The organism is Bradyrhizobium sp. 87, from assembly GCF_023073015.1.
In the GTDB taxonomy this organism is placed as follows: domain Bacteria; phylum Pseudomonadota; class Alphaproteobacteria; order Rhizobiales; family Xanthobacteraceae; genus Bradyrhizobium; species Bradyrhizobium canariense_D.
Window position 1 is genome coordinate 565,780 of record NZ_JADPIQ010000148.1, and the last position, 16,255, is coordinate 582,034.

14 protein-coding genes are annotated in these 16,255 nt (G+C 64.3%); 6 read left to right on the forward strand and 8 right to left on the reverse strand.

Going from position 1 to position 16,255, the window contains the following annotated elements:
• Positions 1-7: 7 nt before the first annotated feature.
• The 3 genes from ccoN to IVB50_RS41070 all read right to left on the reverse strand — a co-directional run bounded on the left by ccoN (position 8) and on the right by IVB50_RS41070 (position 3,165).
• Entirely contained in the window at positions 8-1,657 is a 1,650-nt protein-coding gene (gene ccoN / locus IVB50_RS41060) for a cytochrome-c oxidase, cbb3-type subunit I (RefSeq protein ID WP_007607681.1), read from the reverse strand.
• Positions 1,658-1,867: 210 nt separating this feature from the next.
• A complete protein-coding gene (locus tag IVB50_RS41065) occupies positions 1,868-2,293 on the reverse strand; it encodes a CBS domain-containing protein (RefSeq protein ID WP_085362242.1) in 426 nt (141 codons plus the stop codon).
• 38 nt (positions 2,294-2,331) lie between these two features.
• Positions 2,332-3,165, reverse strand: a complete 834-nt coding sequence (locus IVB50_RS41070; RefSeq protein WP_204510564.1) for a universal stress protein — start codon at positions 3,163-3,165, stop codon at positions 2,332-2,334.
• Positions 3,166-3,370: 205 nt separating this feature from the next.
• On the opposite strand from IVB50_RS41070, the gene fixL reads away from it, so the two are divergent.
• The 4 genes from fixL to IVB50_RS41090 all read left to right on the forward strand — a co-directional run bounded on the left by fixL (position 3,371) and on the right by IVB50_RS41090 (position 6,793).
• The gene (gene fixL, locus IVB50_RS41075; protein ID WP_085362240.1) at positions 3,371-4,888 is read left to right on the forward strand and encodes a sensor protein FixL; all 1,518 of its coding nucleotides are present in this window, start codon (positions 3,371-3,373) and stop codon (positions 4,886-4,888) included.
• A 3-nt stretch (positions 4,889-4,891) separates the two neighbouring features.
• Positions 4,892-5,509: a response regulator FixJ gene (gene fixJ / locus IVB50_RS41080; protein WP_018457137.1), complete on the forward strand. Its 618-nt coding sequence runs from the start codon at positions 4,892-4,894 to the stop codon at positions 5,507-5,509.
• 59 nt (positions 5,510-5,568) lie between these two features.
• On the forward strand, positions 5,569-5,991 hold the full coding sequence (locus tag IVB50_RS41085; RefSeq protein WP_018457138.1) for a response regulator: 423 nt from the start codon (positions 5,569-5,571) through the stop codon (positions 5,989-5,991).
• A gap of 103 nt (positions 5,992-6,094) precedes the next feature.
• Positions 6,095-6,793, forward strand: coding sequence for a helix-turn-helix domain-containing protein (locus IVB50_RS41090; protein ID WP_026233309.1), 699 nt, complete (start codon positions 6,095-6,097; stop codon positions 6,791-6,793).
• Between the two features lie 38 nt (positions 6,794-6,831).
• Here the strand turns inward: IVB50_RS41090 and IVB50_RS41095 are convergent, their stop codons facing one another.
• The 4 genes from IVB50_RS41095 to IVB50_RS41110 are packed head-to-tail and all read right to left on the reverse strand — an operon-like array spanning position 6,832 to position 12,737.
• Complete coding sequence (locus IVB50_RS41095) at positions 6,832-8,145, reverse strand: MFS transporter (protein ID WP_247300299.1); 1,314 nt, start codon at positions 8,143-8,145, stop codon at positions 6,832-6,834.
• Positions 8,146-8,168: 23 nt separating this feature from the next.
• Entirely contained in the window at positions 8,169-8,690 is a 522-nt protein-coding gene (locus tag IVB50_RS41100) for a PRC-barrel domain-containing protein (RefSeq protein ID WP_026233310.1), read from the reverse strand.
• 22 nt (positions 8,691-8,712) lie between these two features.
• Positions 8,713-10,917 (reverse strand): amylo-alpha-1,6-glucosidase, encoded by a 2,205-nt coding sequence (locus IVB50_RS41105; RefSeq protein WP_247300300.1) that lies wholly within the window; start codon positions 10,915-10,917, stop codon positions 8,713-8,715.
• A gap of 56 nt (positions 10,918-10,973) precedes the next feature.
• Complete coding sequence (locus IVB50_RS41110) at positions 10,974-12,737, reverse strand: ABC transporter ATP-binding protein (protein ID WP_026233312.1); 1,764 nt, start codon at positions 12,735-12,737, stop codon at positions 10,974-10,976.
• Between IVB50_RS41110 and IVB50_RS41115 the strand changes: the two genes are divergently transcribed.
• Positions 12,660-12,926 (forward strand): hypothetical protein, encoded by a 267-nt coding sequence (locus IVB50_RS41115; RefSeq protein ID WP_247300332.1) that lies wholly within the window; start codon positions 12,660-12,662, stop codon positions 12,924-12,926. The genes IVB50_RS41110 and IVB50_RS41115 overlap by 78 nt on opposite strands.
• A gap of 110 nt (positions 12,927-13,036) precedes the next feature.
• On the forward strand, positions 13,037-14,107 hold the full coding sequence (locus tag IVB50_RS41120; RefSeq protein ID WP_018457145.1) for a glycosyltransferase family 4 protein: 1,071 nt from the start codon (positions 13,037-13,039) through the stop codon (positions 14,105-14,107).
• A 133-nt stretch (positions 14,108-14,240) separates the two neighbouring features.
• On the opposite strand, the gene IVB50_RS41125 is transcribed toward IVB50_RS41120, so the two are convergent.
• Positions 14,241-16,172: an alkyl sulfatase dimerization domain-containing protein gene (locus IVB50_RS41125; protein ID WP_204510562.1), complete on the reverse strand. Its 1,932-nt coding sequence runs from the start codon at positions 16,170-16,172 to the stop codon at positions 14,241-14,243.
• Positions 16,173-16,255 lie beyond the last annotated feature (83 nt).

Genomic DNA, 16,255 nt, shown 5'->3' on the forward strand with positions numbered 1-16,255 from the left:
AGACTCCTCATTCCGCCGGCTGAAGAGCGACGGGCATCTGGACTTCCTGTTCGCCGACGCGAACCGTCATCCAGAGATTATAGGCCATGATCAGCGCGCCGATCAGGAACAGCCCGCCGCCGGCGGCGCGGATGATGTAGAAGGGATGCATCGCCTCGACGGTCTCGATGAAGGAATATTCGAGGAAGCCGAGCGAGGTGTAGGCGCGCCACATCAGGCCCTGGAGGATGCCGGACACCCACATCGCCGAGATGTAGAGGACGATGCCAAGCGTCGCGATCCAGAAGTGCCAGTTGACGAGCTTGAGGCTGTAGAGGCCCTTCCGATTCCAGATCCAGGGCACGAGGCAGTAGAGCGCGCCGAAGGAGACGAAACCAACCCAGCCGAGCGCGCCGGAGTGCACGTGGCCGATGGTCCAGTCGGTGTAGTGGCTGAGCGAGTTGACCACCTTGATCGACATCATCGGGCCTTCGAAGGTCGACATGCCGTAGAAGGCGACGGAGACCACGAGCATGCGCAGCACGGGATCGGTGCGCAGCTTGTCCCAGGCGCCCGACAGCGTCATCAGGCCGTTGATCATGCCGCCCCAGGACGGCATCCACAGCATGATCGAGAAGGTCATGCCGAGCGTCTGGGTCCAGTCCGGCAGCGCCGTGTAGTGCAGATGGTGTGGGCCGGCCCAGATGTACAGGAAGATCAGCGCCCAGAAGTGGATGATCGAGAGACGGTAGGAATAGATCGGCCGCTCGGCCCGCTTCGGAATGAAGTAATACATGATGGCGAGGAAGCCGGCGGTCAGGAAGAAGCCGACCGCGTTGTGGCCGTACCACCACTGGAACATGGCATCCTGGATGCCGCCCCAGGCGATGTAGGATTTCGAGCCGAACACCGAGACCGGCAGCGCCGGGTTGTTGCCGAGATGCAAGACCGCGATCGTCACGATGAAGGCGAGATAGAACCAGTTCGCAACAAAGATGTGCGGCTCCTTGCGCTTGATGATCGTGGCAAGGAAGACCAGCAGATAGGTGACCCAGACGATGGTCAGCCACAGATCGGCGTACCATTCCGGCTCGGCATATTCCTTCGACTGGGTGACGCCGAGCAGATAGCCGGTGCCGGCGATCAGGATGAAGAAATTGTAGCCTACGACGACGAACCAGGGCGCGAGATCGCCTGCAAGGCGCACGCGGCAGCTCTTCTGGACGACGTAGAACGACGTCGCGATCAGGACGTTGCCGCCGAAGGCGAAGATCACTGCGGACGTGTGCAGCGGACGCAGGCGGCCGAAGCTGGTCCAGGGCAGATCGAAGTTCAGCGCCGGCCACGCCAGTTGCGAGGCGATGATGAGGCCGACGAGAAAGCCGGCAATGCCCCAGAACATCGCCATGACGGAGGAGAACTTGATCGGCCCCATGTTGTAGTTGGGCCGGCCGTTGATCTCCGCAGGCGGCAGCGCCGCCGGTCGGTCGAGGTAACGGTTGATGATGCAGAAGACCGCGGCCAGGCTCGCCGCCGCGCTCAGCGCGGCATGGAAGGCGAAGGGCGCATCGAGCGCCTTGGCCGAGGCAATCACGCAGAGGAAGGCGGTGACCGCGAACACGACAGCCAGGCCGCTTTCACCTGACGTCATGGACTTGGAGATGGAGGGCTGGCTCATGCGGACTCTCTCTGAAAGAACACAGGGCCAGAAACCACATTCGCCCTCGCGGGGAATTGATTGAAATCAAGCTATGTGGATTTCTGTTAATGTGAGACCGATGTAGATCGCAGAGCGATATCAGTCGCTTGGGCACCGCAGAGCATAAACGGCAGCCCACCGCCTGCGTGACATGGCGGAGTCGAGAATTGCGAATCTGCAGCCGCCTCCTCAGTCGCGTGCCGTCGCCTTGAGCGCCGCGATGACGTCCTCGCGCGCGACGATTCCGATCAGCTTCTGCGCGCCGTCGAGCACGATGATGCTCCTGATGCGGTGCTCGACCATGATCTGGAGCACGCGCGTCAGCCGCGTGTCGGGGCTGACATAGATAAAGTCGGGCGTCATGACGTCGCCGATTTTGCGGGTCATCAGGTCGTGGTAGCGCGGCAGCATCTGGCTCGGCGTGAAGGCGAAGCACTTCAGGATGTCGAACTTGGTGACGATGCCGACGACCTGTCCGTCGTCCTCGACCGGATAGGAATTGAAATCATCGCGCTCGAACATCTCGCTCAGCGCGAGCAGGTCGAGGTCGCGCCTCACTGTCCTGACGTCCTGCGTCATGTAGCTTTCGACGGTCTGTTCAAGGAATCTGTACACGGCGCGTCCTCTTTGATTGGTCTTGTATCGCTCCAGCGTCAGTGCGACAGCAGCACGCAGCGGGCAGATTGAGTGACCAGATATTGGGTGACGCCGCCGAGGATCAGTTCGCGGAAGCGCGAATGACCGTAGGCACCGGCGACGATCATGCTGGCGCCGACGTCGCCGGCAATTTTCTCCAGTTGCCCGGCGACGGTTTCGTTCCGGGCCGCTTCGGAAACGCGCGTGATCGCGGTCACGCCGTGGCGGGCAAGCCACGCCGTCACGTCGGTCGCGCCAGCGACCGCGGCAGTGCGGTCGTCGTCACCTTCGGGAATTGCGAGGACGGTGACATCCCTGGCCTTGCGCAGTAATGGCAGCGCATCGGCGAGCGCCCGCCGCGCTTCCGGCGTATCCTTCCACGCCACTAGGACGCTGCGCAGATCGAGCCAGTTGACCCCGTCAGGCACGACCAGGATCGGTCGGCCGGCTTGCATCACCAGATCCTTTGGGCTCGCGAGCGCGAAGGCGTCGGAGAAGGCCGGGCTCTGCCCGCCGGCGACGACGATGTCGGCGCAACGTGCCTGAGCGAACGTAAGGCGCGCCGGGAAATCCATGGCGCTGCGCCATTCCACATGCCCGCCGCGATTCCTGATCGCGGCGCGGAATTGCGCCTCGAGCCTGCTCAGGCGTCGCTTGACCGAGGCTTCTCCCTCATCGATCAGTCCCTGCGCTGCGGCGCCATCGCTGTAGTAGAGCGGCGGGGCGAACTGCGCCGCAGCAACGCCGATGATCGACGCCTCAAATCGTTCGGCAAGCTCGCCCGCGACCTGAAGCCGCGCCTCGTTGGGCTGATCGAGCGCCAGGCTGACCATCACGGTCGCGTATGTCATCGGAGTCTCCGGGGCAATGAGCTTTGATCCGATCGTAAGCCCACCGCCGCCGGGGCAGGATGAGATAGATCAAAACCTTGGATCACCGCGCCGGCCGGAAATCTGCCGATGGTATAAGACATCGGAACTTGCCTCTGGCCCCTCGTTGGGTACATTGCCAACGGTAACGCTGTGCGGTTCCCCGCATCAGAATGGGAGTGATCGTTTGGCGCCGACCCGCGTGATTCATCCGCAAGATGACGGCCGGGGCGAACATTTCCGCGTTCGAATCGAAGGATTTGGCGTCGGGACCTGGGACCTCGATCTCAAGACACTGGAGTTGGAGTGGTCGGAGACGGCCAGGATCCTGTTCGGAATCGAATCTGGCCAATCGGTGAGTTACGCGCTGTTCCTGTCCCGGCTGGAGCCGAACGACCGCGAGCGGATCGAGAGTGCGATCCGACACGTCTCCGAACGGGGCGGCAGCTTCGACGTGTCGTTCAGGGTCGCGGGGGCGTTGGGCAGAGCGCAGTGGATCCGTGCGCGCGCGGGGCTGATTCGGGACGACGCCGGCGCCGCCCGACATCTCAGCGGCATCTTTCTTGACGTCGATGAAGAGAAGCAGGTCGAGGAAACCCTGCGCACGCGCGAGAGTCACCTCCGCTCGATCCTCCAGACGATTCCAGACGCCATGATCGTCATCGACGGCCACGGCGTCATCCAGCTCTTCAGCGCGGCGGCCGAGCGCCTGTTCGGGTGGGTCGAGTCGGAGGCGATCGGCCAGAACGTCCGCATCCTGATGCCGGAGCCCGACAGCTCACGTCACGACGGCTACATCGCGCGCTACCGGACCACCAGCGACCCACACATCATCGGCATCGGCCGCATCGTGACCGGCAAGCGCCGCGACGGCACGACCTTTCCGATGCACCTGTCGATCGGCGAGATGCAGTCGGGCGGCGAGCCCTATTTCACCGGTTTCGTCCGCGATCTGACCGAGCATCAGAAAACCCAGGCGCGGCTCCAGGAACTGCAGTCCGAACTTGTCCACGTCTCGCGGCTGAGCGCGATGGGCGAAATGGCGTCCGCGCTCGCTCACGAGCTCAACCAGCCGCTGGCAGCGATCAGCAACTACATGAAGGGGTCGCGGCGGCTCCTCGCCGGAAGCCAGGATCCGAATACGCCGAAGATCGAGAGCGCGCTGGACCGCGCCGCCGAGCAGGCGCTGCGCGCCGGCCAGATCATCCGCCGCTTGCGCGACTTCGTCTCCCGCGGCGAATCGGAGAAAAGGGTCGAGAGCCTGTCCAAGCTGATCGAGGAGGCCGGCGCGCTCGGGCTCGCCGGCGCGCGCGAGCAGGACGTGCAGCTTCGGTTCAGCCTCAATCCAAATGCCGATCTCGTGCTCGCCGACCGGGTGCAAATCCAGCAGGTGCTGGTCAACCTCTTCCGCAACGCGCTGGAAGCGATGGCGAAGTCGCCACGGCGCGAGCTCGTCGTCACCAACACCCGCGCCGCCGACGACATGATCGAGATCGAGGTCTCCGACTCCGGCTCCGGCTTCCAGGACGACGTCATGCCAAACCTGTTTCAGACTTTCTTCACCACCAAAGACACCGGCATGGGCGTGGGACTTTCCATCAGCCGCTCGATCATCGAGGCTCACGGCGGCCGGATGTGGGCCGAGAGCAACGCATCGGGTGGGGCGACATTCCGCTTCACCTTGCCGGCAGCCGACGAGAACTGATCCATGACGACCAAGGGAACCATCTACGTCATTGACGACGACGAGGCGATGCGGGATTCGCTGAACTTCCTGCTGGATTCAGCCGGCTTCGGCGTCACACTGTTCGACAACGCGCAGAGTTTTCTCGATGCCCTGCCCGGCCTCGCCTTCGGCTGCGTCGTCTCCGACGTGCGGATGCCCGGCATCGATGGGATCGAGCTTCTGAAGCGCCTGAAGGCGCAGCGCAGCCGGTTTCCGATCCTGATCATGACCGGTCATGGCGACGTGCCGCTCGCGGTCGAGGCGATGAAGCTCGGTGCGATGGATTTCCTGGAAAAGCCGTTCGAGGATGACCGCCTCGTCGCCATGATCGAATCCGCGATCCGCGAGGGCGAGCCGGCCGCCAGGAACGAGGCCATGGGCCAGGACGTCGCCGCTCGCGTCGCGTCCCTGAGCCCCAGAGAACGACAGGTCATGGAGGGGCTGATCGCGGGCCTCTCCAACAAGCTGATCGCTCGCGAGTACGACATCAGCCCGCGCACCATCGAGGTCTACCGGGCCAACGTAATGACCAAGATGCAGGCCAACAGCCTGTCGGAGCTGGTCCGGCTAGCGATGCGCGCCGGAATGCTCAATGATTGAAGTCAACAGGAGTTGAGGCAAGTCAAAACCCTCCGCTCGCCCTGTGCTACCAGATCGGAATGATTGCGATCAGCTCCCATCCCGAGCGGCTCCAGATGTCGTCACCCGCAAAGCCAACTGTCTATGTGGTCGACGACGATGCCGCTGTGCTTGGCTCGCTGAGGTTTTTGCTGGAAACCGACGGTTTTGCCGTACGGACCTTCAGGAACGCCACGGCGCTGCTCAATGCGGCGCGCCCGTCCGGTGCAGACTGTTACGTGATCGACTACAAAATGCCTGACATCAACGGCATCGAGCTGGCCGGGCGACTGCGCCAGTCCGAGGGCGATACCCCCGTGATCCTGATCACCGGCTATCCCGACTCGAATATCTCGGCCCGGGCGGCGGCCGCAGGCGTGAATGAAGTGATTCTGAAGCCGCTTCTGGACGAAAACCTGGTCAAACGCATTCGCCACGCCATCCAGAACCGGGTCCATAGCTGACCTACGGGATTCTACGTAAGGCAATCTCCTTAAGATATCTCGCGAAATTTTCGAGGCACCCGATACCGCGTACCTAAGCGTCATCACAACGGAGATGGCGCAGATGCTGACCCAGACCTTCAACGCCCCGGCGATCAAGACCCAGATCGGCGGCAAGATCGCACCCGCCCATCCCGTCTCTGACCAGTTCGGTGCGATCGCCGGCCATGTCGGCCTCGTTGCCACCGAGTTCTCCTACCGCAAGGAGGAGGAAATCTATGGCGAGGACGAGTCGGCCGAGTATGTCTATCAGGTCGTCACCGGCGCCGTGCGCAGCTACAAGCTTCTCTCCGACGGCCGCCGCCAGATCGGCTCCTTCCACCTTCCCGGCGACGTGTTCGGCCTCGAATCCGGCACCACCCACCGCCTTGCTGCTGAAGCTATCATCGACACCACTGTGCGCCTCGTGAAGCGCGCGAGCCTCGAGAAGGCCGCAGCCACCGACGTCCAGGTCGCCCGCAAGCTTTGGGCGATGACCGCCGGTGAGCTTCGCCACGCCGAGGACCACATGCTGCTGCTGGGCCGCAAGACCGCGATGGAGCGCGTCGCAACCTTCCTGCTCGAAATGGACCGCCGCCTCGCGGTTGCAGGCATGATGGCGCTGCCGATGTGCCGCCGCGACATCGGCGACTATCTCGGTCTCACGCTCGAGACCGTCTCGCGCGCGCTGTCGCAGCTTCACGCCCAGGGCATTCTCGGCTTCTCCGGCGCCCGCCATATCGTGCTGCGCAACCGCGCACGCCTGCACAATCTCGACGCCTGATCTCCCCTCTCCCACCCCCTCATGGCCGGCTGATTGATTCAGCCGGCCATTTCTTTTGCTGCGATCATGCCCTTGCGCCGCGTCTCCGGCATGACAAGCAGAATAAGCAGAAGTCCCGTCACCGCGACGCCGGACAGTCCGGTGAACGCCATGGCATTGCCGAATTTATCGCTGACATAGCCGCCAAGCGCGGTGCTCAGCGACGCGCCGATGCCCATTGCCGTGCCGACAATGCCCTGCGCGAGGTTGAAATGGCCGCTGCCGAAGGCGACGTCGGCCACGATCAGCGGGATCATCACCGCGAACACCGCCGCGGTGAGGCCGTCGAACACCTGCACCAGCACCAGCAGATACGGATCGCGCACTGTCGCGAACAGCAAACCGCGAATCGTCAGCGCCGCGAATCCGATCAGCAGCAGCGGCCTGCGGCCCCATACTTGCGCCTTGCGCCCGACGCTCGGCGACAGCAGCGCCACGATCGCCTGCGGCACGACGATGCAAAAAGCGACGAGCACCGTCGCCCACTCGCTCGATCGCGCTGTCACCGCGCTTGCCATCAGCGGCATCATCGAGGCGTTCGCGAGCTGCAACAGGAGCACGCTGAGTGCAAAGACAATGAGCGGCCGCTGCCGGATCAGATGCCAGATATTGGTGTCGCCGCGATCCTCCGCCTCGCGCGGCATCTCGCCGTGACAGCGCGCGATGTCGACTTCGTGCTCGCGGATGCGAGAGAGTGCGATCAAGGTGGGAATTGCGAGCAGGAAGGTGACCAGGAACACCGACCGGCTCGACAGCAGATAGCCGGCAGTACCCATCACGGCGGCCGCAACGCCGTTGCCGAGCGAAGCAAAGCGCGCGTTGCGGCCGAGACGCTCGCCGATCGCGAGCGGGCCGACCAGACCGAGGCTGATCGCCGCGATCGCCGGTCCGAGCACGCAGCTCGCTGCCGCGTGCAAGGTGGCCGCAGCCACCACCACGGGGAAGATCGGCATCGCCGCATAGGCGAGCGCGCAGCAGCCGATCGTGCCGATCGCGAGGCCGGCGACCAGCCGCTCGGATTTCGCGGCATCGATGATGGCGCCGCCCGGCATCTGACCGATCAGGGCAACGATGCCGCCGATCGACAGCACGAGGCCGATCTCGACCTGGGTCCATTTCTGGGTCGTCAGATAAACTGCGATGAACGGCCCGAATCCGGTCTGCACGTCGGCGAGGAAGAAGATGAACCAGTCGAGGCCACGCAGGCTCTGGCGCGACGGAGCCGGAATGCCGGCAGGCGACGGCGCCGAGAATTTATCCTGCTCAACGCGGCCCTCGCGGTCTGCATCATTCGGCTTCCTCGACAACAGCACCGGCGGCCATCCCTCCCCGCGCCTCACTGAACAGCTTGCAGCGGCTGCAGGCTGCCGGACGCGCCGAGTACCACCATCGGCGTGTCCTCCTTGTATTCCGGCGCGGCTGCGACCTGTGCCTTGGTCAATTCCAGCGTGATGCTGTCCTTCTTGTTGGTGATCTTGCCGAATCGGAGCGCGTTCCAGTCCACCACGATCTTGCGGCTGCCGACGCCGAGGAAGCCGCCGAAATCGATCACGGCGGCGCGCACGTGCCCGCTCCGATCGACGATGACGTCGACGATGCGGCCCATGTCTTCGTTCGCCGCGCTGAGCACGTCACGGCCAAGCACACCGTGCGCATCGCTCGCGCCGATGATCGTGACCGACGGCGGTGGCGCGGCATTCTTTGGCGTGACGGGGACCGATGACGCCGGCGGCTGCGCCGTCGGCGGTGCATTCGCTTCCGTCGAGGGTGCGGGCGACTCCTCCGCGGCGCGTGACACGGCGAGAGTCGTTCCGCAGACGATCACGACGCCCAGAGCCAACCATCCGGCGGTACGCATGCACCCTCCTTCCGGCGCGCCGCTAGCGCGCCAGCACGATCGAGACCTGAATCTGGCCACGCGTGCGCAACACCTCCAGCGCCACGTCGTCGCCATGGCGGCTGACGCGCAGGTCCACGCTGGACTCGCCCAGACGCAGATCGCGCAAGATCACCTCGTGCAGGAACGCCGGCAGATGCGGATTGCGCAGCCGGATCTCGCCGCGCGCCACGTCGAACTCGATGCCCAGCGCCGCCTCCAATAGCGTGAACGCCGTTGCGCTGGCCCAGGCCTGCGGCGCGCAGGCGACCGGATAGAGCGTCGGGCCGCGCCGCTTTTCGCGCCGGAAACCGCAGAATAATTCGGGCAACCGGCGCAGGTCCATGTAGGTCGCGGCGTCGAACAATCCCTTGAAGACATGCGCGACCGAATGCTTGAGCCCATAACGCGCGAGCCCGAGCGCGATCAGCGCATTGTCGTGCGGCCAGATCGACCCGTCATGATAGGACATCGGATTGTAACGCACCTCGCCTTGCGCGACGGTGCGGATGCCCCAGCCCGAGAAGAAATGCGGCCGCATCAAATCGGCGGCGACGAGGCGCGCGCGGTCCTCGCGGATCATGCCGCTGAACAGGACCTGGCCGGCGTTGGAGGTCCGCACCTTGCAGGGCCGCTTCTTGCCGTCGAGCGCAAGCGCATAGGTACCGAGCTCCTCGCACCAGAACGCGGCCTCGAAACGCTCGGCCAGCGTCTTGGCCTCGGCCTCGAGCTTCTTGGCGAGATCAGGCTTGCCCAGCCGAAGCGCGCAGCGCGCGGCGAGCCGCTTGGCCGCAAAGACGTAACCTTGCACCTCGGCCAGCGCGAGATTGCCTTCCGCGAGCTGGCCATCAGCATGGAAGATCGCGTCGTAGGAATCCTTCCAGCCCTGGTTGGCGAGGCCCTTTTCCGTGGCGCGCTGATATTCGACGAAGCCGTCCTTGTCGGGGTCCCCCGGACCGTCGATCCAGGCCAGCCCCGCCTCGATCGCCGGCCACAGCTCGGTCAACGTCGTCTGGTCGCCGGTGCGCTCGAAATAGCTTCCCGCCAGCAGGACGAACAAGGCCGTGGAATCGACGCTGCCGTAATATTGCGCGAACGGTACCTCCCGCAGCGCCGCCATCTCGCCGCCGCGCATCTCATGCAGGATCTTGCCTGGCGCGGCATCGGCGAGCGGATCGACCGCCTTGGCTTGGAAATGGGCGAGCCGCCGCAGCACGCCCTTGGCGATTCGCGGATCGACCCACAGCATCTGCAACGCGGTGATCAGCCCGTCACGGCCGAACGTCGTCGAGTACCAGGGAATTCCCGCATAGGGATAGCGGCCCTGCGGCGTCTCCGTCATCAGCATGTTGAGGTCGGCCATGGCCTGGCACAGCACCTCGTTGAAGATGTTGTTGGAGGTCTCGATGCTGGCCGCCCCCATCGTCGATTGCCGCATCTCGCGGCGATGGGCGAGCAGGCTTCTGAAAAAGCGCGCAGGCTTCTCCGCGACCGGCCGATTGCAGGACACGGCCACGAACAAGGATTTCGACTCATGCGGGTCGAGTTCGAGCTGCCAGGTCGCGGCATTCACCGACAACTTGGTTGGGCGCGGGTCGAAATGCAGGCCCGTGGTGCGCTCGGCGTCATCGAGACCGCGGTAATCGAACAGCACGTCGGTCGGTCCCAACAGCCGGCTCGAGCCGATGCCGCGGCGCGGGCGCCGTTCGCCGCGGACCTCGAACAGATCGGCGAAATCGTTGTCGAACAGCAGCGTCAGCGCAAAGCCGGCTGGGCGGTCGCCGTGGTTCTGCACGCCGATGCGCTGATACGCGGTGCCGCGCCACAGGAAGATCGTGCGCACGATGTGCAGCAGGTCCTTTTGCAGCACGAGGCTGCCCTGCCGGTAGATGTCCGGATTGGTGAGATCGACGGTAAGGGCTGAGTTGTCGTCGCGCAGGTTCGAGCCCAGCAGTAACGGCTGGAGATCGTCGAGCACGAGCTCGAGCCTCGCAAGGTAGCGCGTGTCGTGATGAAACAGGCCATCGGGCCCGCCGGCCGAAGCGCCGATGTCACCATGGCTGTCGAGCACGATAAAGGTGTCGTCGTGCTTGAGCGAACGCCGCGGCCGCGCTGACGGTCCCGTCATCGGAATATAGAAAGGCTGCTCCGCGACCTGGTCCACGGTCCGCGTCACGGAGACGAATTGGGTAACGGCTTCAGCCGACATCAGCAGCTCCCCTGCGCTTGTTTCGACACGCAACCGACTCGAACGCGACTATTGGTTTACGCGGCGGCTTGGGCGAGCCGGCTCATTTCCTGCGTGACCAGCTCACGATAGGGCCCGTGGCCCTGCATCAGACGCTCGGGCGACCCGTCCTCGATGATCTTACCACCCCTCAACACGACCACGCGATCGAAATTGCGCAGGGTCGCGAGGCGATGCGCGATCGCGATGACCGTCCGGCCGCGCATCAGCCGCGACAACGCCTCGCGGATCGCCTCCTCGGATTCGCTGTCGAGCGCGGCGGTCGCCTCGTCCAGCAGCAGGATCGGCGCGTCCTTCAGGAAGGCGCGCGCGATTGCGATGCGCTGGCGCTGGCCGCCGGACATCTTGACGCCGCGGTCGCCGACCATGGTGTCGAGACCACCAGGCAGACTCTCGACGAAATCGCAGCGCGCCGCAATGGCCGCACGCAGCACCTCGTCGTCGGTCGCGTTCGGGCGACCATAGCGGATATTCTCGCGAATCGAGCGGTGGAACAAGGAAATGTCCTGCGGCACGACCGAGATGGCCTCGCGCAGGCTCAGCTGCGTCACCTTGGAAATGTCCTGGCCGTCGATGGTGATACTTCCCTCGTCGGTATCGTAGAAGCGCTGGAGCAGCGTGAACAGCGTCGACTTGCCGCCGCCGGACTGGCCGACCAGGCCGACGCGCTGGCCGGGTTGCAGCCGCAGGCTGAAGCGCTCGAAGATCTTTTCGCCGCCGGGATAGCCGAAGGTGACATTGTTGAACGCGATCGCGGCGCCGCTCTTCACCAGCGGCTCGGCCTCGGGGTGGTCGCGCAATTCATGCGGCACCAGCAGTGTGGCGATCGCCTCGGTCAGCCGCGCAACGTGCTGGGTGACGTCGACCAGCGCCACCGCGAGATCGCGCGTCGCGTTCAGTATGGAGAGACCGAGGGTGCAGACCAGCACGACGTCGCCGGTCGTTGCCCTGCCGTCCTGCCAGAGCATGATCGCCCAGGCCATCAGGGCGATCGTGAGCACGACTGTGACGCCGGCATGGATAAGCCGCAGCTTCTCCAGATAGCGCAGGCTGCGGCCGCGCGCGGTGAGCTCCCGGTTCACGGTCGCGTCGAACCGCTCATGCTCGTGCCCGATGCCGCAGAAGGCGCGCACCAGCGGCATGTTGCTGATGACGTCGATCATCTCGCCGTCGACGACGGCGGCTTTGTCGGCGAAGTCGTCATGCAGAGGTTTCCCTGCGGCCGCAAGGCGGAACATCGCAAGCACCATGCCGCCGGCAATCACCATCAGGCCGAGTGCCATGTAAGGGCTGACGGTTCCAATCAGCGCGATGGCCGCAACTGTTGCGATGCACGGCGGCAACACATTCCAGACGAACATGTTTTCGACCGTGAACACCGCATTGGACGTCGCCGTGATGCGGCTCGTCAGCATGCCGGGCATCCGGTCGGAGAAGTAGCTCGGCGCGTGGCCGGTCAGATGACGAAATATGTCACGGCGTAAATCACCCGTGACACGGACGAAGGTGAAGCTGGCGGTCCAGCTCGCGATCCGCCAAAGGAAATTATCGGCGGCGATCAACGTCATGAGGAAAATGAATGCCAGCCATACGCTCCCACCATGCGAAGCGCCGGCCGACAAGCTGTCGACCAGGGATTTGACGCCATACTGAGTGCCTACTGAGCAGGCAACGGCCGCCACCACAGCGGTCAGGATCACGAGATGCGACGCGAGCCGACGCCGAAGATAGCGCAAAACAAAGGCAAACGGCCGGTGCGCATACCCAGAAAGATGATCCATGTGACTATTGACCCCGTCGTGATGATTCAAACTTTTGTTGTTAGCCGACTGAACATCGACCACTTCGCCTCGGTTCCCGGGCAACGCCATCACGACATGCGGATGCGGGCGTTCTGCGAAGATGTGATGGCAGCATCGCGACAGGCGTCCGACGTGTCGAAACAGGCGTCCGACGTGTCGAATAAGTAACGTTCGGAAGGAGGAACTTCGCAAGTGCGGGAACGTTCCCTTGTCTGGCGTGCCGGTGCTGAACAGGCGGGGGCTTTCTACAATCATGATCGCACAGAGGAGATGGTGAGATGCGCATCGCGCAGGTAGCTCCGTTGACGGAGGCTGTTCCACCCAAGCTGTATGGCGGCACCGAGCGGGTGGTGCATTGGTTGACGGAAGAGCTGGTGGCCCTTGGGCACGACGTAACGCTGTTCGCCAGCGGCGACTCGCAGACCTCGGCGAAGCTGGACGCGTTATGGCCCCGGGCGCTCCGCCTCGACGGTTCCGTGCGCGATCCCAATGCGCTGCACATGGTGATGCTGGAGCGGGTGCGGCAGAAATGTGACGACGAGGAGTTCGACTTCCTCCACTTCCATCTCGATTATTATCCGTGGTCGCTGTTCTACCGGCAGCCGACACCGTTCCTGACCACGCTGCACGGCCGGCTCGACCTGCCGGAGCATCAACCGGTCTTCAACACCTTCTCGAAGGTCCCCGTCATCTCGATCTCGAACGCGCAGCGCCGGCCGGTGCCGCAGGCGAACTGGGTGAGGACGATCCACCACGGCCTGCCGGAGAACCTGCTGACGCCGAAGCCGGCGAAACAGGAATACCTCGCCGTGCTTGGCCGCATCGCACCGGAAAAGGGCGTCGACCGCGCCATCAAGATCGCGACGCATTGTGGCATTCCGCTCAAGATCGCCGCCAAGGTTGATCGTGCCGACCAGGATTACTATGACGAGCTGATCCGGCCGATGATCGAGAACAATCCGCTGGTGGAATTCATCGGCGAGATCAGCGATCACGAGAAGTCGGACTTTTTGAGCGGCGCGCTGGGCTTATTGCTCCCGATCGACTGGCCGGAGCCGTTTGGCCTGGTGATGATCGAGGCCATGGCTTGCGGAACGCCGGTCATCGCCTTCAACCGCGGCTCAGTGCCGGAGATCATCGACGAGGGCCTCACCGGCTTCGTCGTCGAGGACGTCCTCAGCGCGGCCGGCGTCGTCGGCCGCCTGCAGCAACTCGACCGCTCCGTCATTCGCAAGCAGTTCGAGACGCGTTTCACGGCGCGTCGCATGGCGCTGGATTATCTCGCGGCCTATCGCAGCCTCGGCGAGGAACAGGCGCCGCGGATCAAGCTGGTGAGCAGCGCGGAGTAGCCACTGTCATGCCCCGCATAGGCGGGGCATCCAGTACCCCGCGGCAGCAGTTTGCTCACGCAACTCCCGCCGCGGAGTACTGGATCGTCCGGTCAAGCCGGACGATGACAGTAGGAACGCGGTGACGGCTGCCCTACCTCACCACGGCCCGCTTCGGCTCGACGATCTCGAACATGCGCGGGAATTCGTCCATCAGGCCCATCAGCTCGGCGAGGCGCATCGGGTTGCCGGCGAATTTGACCTTGCCGGCGGCCACGGCCTCCGGGAAGCTGGTCAGTTTTGCGATCACCTCGTCGAGCGTCGACCGCGCCAGCGTGAAGCTGGCATCGGCATTGTGCGCCTGCATGCCCTCTGTGTAAGTCAGCGCGCAGTTCTCCAGATTGAGCACGAAGGTCTCGCCGGTGTCGGAGAAGCTCCAGTTCAGCACGATGTGCTTTCCTTCCGCCTTTGGTCCGTTCAGGCGGATGCCGAGCACGTCCCAGAGCTGTGAGGTGCGCAGCGCCGCCAGCGTCTCGCGCGGCATCGGCGGGCGCGCCGGCACCTTCGGCATGCCCTGGCGCAATTCCTGCGCGCCGAACAGATAGGCATTGCGCCAGGTCGCGCTTTCAGCAGCGTAGCCGAGCTGCTCCAGCGTATCCGCCAGCAATGCACGCGCCGCCGCGTTGTCCGGCTGGGCAAAGACGAGATGGCCGAGCGCCTGCGCCACGAAGCGGAATTCGCCCTTGTCGAAATCGGCACGCGCCCGCGCGAGGATGGCGTCGGCGCCGCCCATGTACTCGACGTATTTCTTGCCCGACTCAACCGGGGGCAAGGGATCGAGATTGACCGGATTGGCGTCGTACCAGCCCAGATATTTTTGATAGATCGCCTTCACATTGTGCCGGATGTGGCCGTAATAGCCGCGGCCGTGCCAGGCGCCCTCCAGGCTCTTGGGCAGCTGGATCGTTTCAGCGATCTCGGCCGCGGTGAGGCCGTGGTTCATCAGGCGGATGGTCTGGTCATGCGCGAATTTGTAGAGGTCGCGCTGCTGCCGGATCATCGTGCCGATGCGTTCGTGTCCCCACACCGGCCAGTGATGCTGGCCGCACATCGCCTCCGCCTTGCCATCCCAGAGCTGCAAGGCCTCGCCCAGATATTTCGACCAGGCCAGCGCGTCGCGCACATCGGCGCCGCGGAACGGCAGCAGATTGTGGAAATTGTGGGTGCAGTTCTCGGCGAGGTTCAACAGCTTGTAGCGCGGGATGAAGAAATGCATCTCCGCCGGCGCTTCGCTGTTCGGCGCCATCTGGAATTCGAATTCAACGCCGTCGATTACGCGCCGGTCGCCGGTCGCCATGATCAGGTCAGTCGGTCGCAGCAGCGCCACCGAACCTGCCGCCATCGACTTGCCGAGGCCGCAATCGACCTGCCCGCGCGCGCCCTTGGCGAGGAGCGGCCCGAACTGGTACTGCGCCCGGCGCAGCATCGCAGGTCCCGCGATGATGTTCTCGGAGACGGCATGCTCCATGAACAAGTTCGGCGCGATGATCGGCACGCGGCCGCTCGCGAGTGCATCCTCCTCCAGCACGCCGCGCGCACCACCCCAATGGTCGGTGTGGGTATGGGTGAAGATCACGGCCGCGACCGGCCGCTGGCCACGATGCCTGTAGTAGAGATCGAGCGCGGCGCGCGCGCCCTCGATCGAGGTCAGGGTGTCGACGACGATGACGCCGCTGTGGCCTTCGATCAGCGTCATGTTGGCAATGTCGAGCCCCCGCACCTGGTACACGCCGGGCACGACCTCGAAAAGGCCGTGCTGCATGTTGAGCCGCGACTGCCGCCACAGGCTCGGATTGACCGTGGTCGGCGCCTGCTCGGCGGCAAGAAAGGCGTACGGCTCGAGGCTCCAGACCGTCCGCCCTTGCGGATTGGTGATCTCCGCGTTCTCGATCGTGCCGAGGAAGCCGCGCGCGGCGTCGTCGAAATCGCGCGTGTCGGAAAACGGCAGTGCATTCAGCATCGCCGTTTGCTGCGCGATGACGGACGGCGTTGCGCCCTTCGGCTCGTTGCTGGACGTGTCCGTCATCTCGATCTCCTCCCCGCCTGTTGCGCGGCATCTAACCGCATCCCGCGGCCGATTGCCATGACGGGAGGGCGCAGCAATGCGTA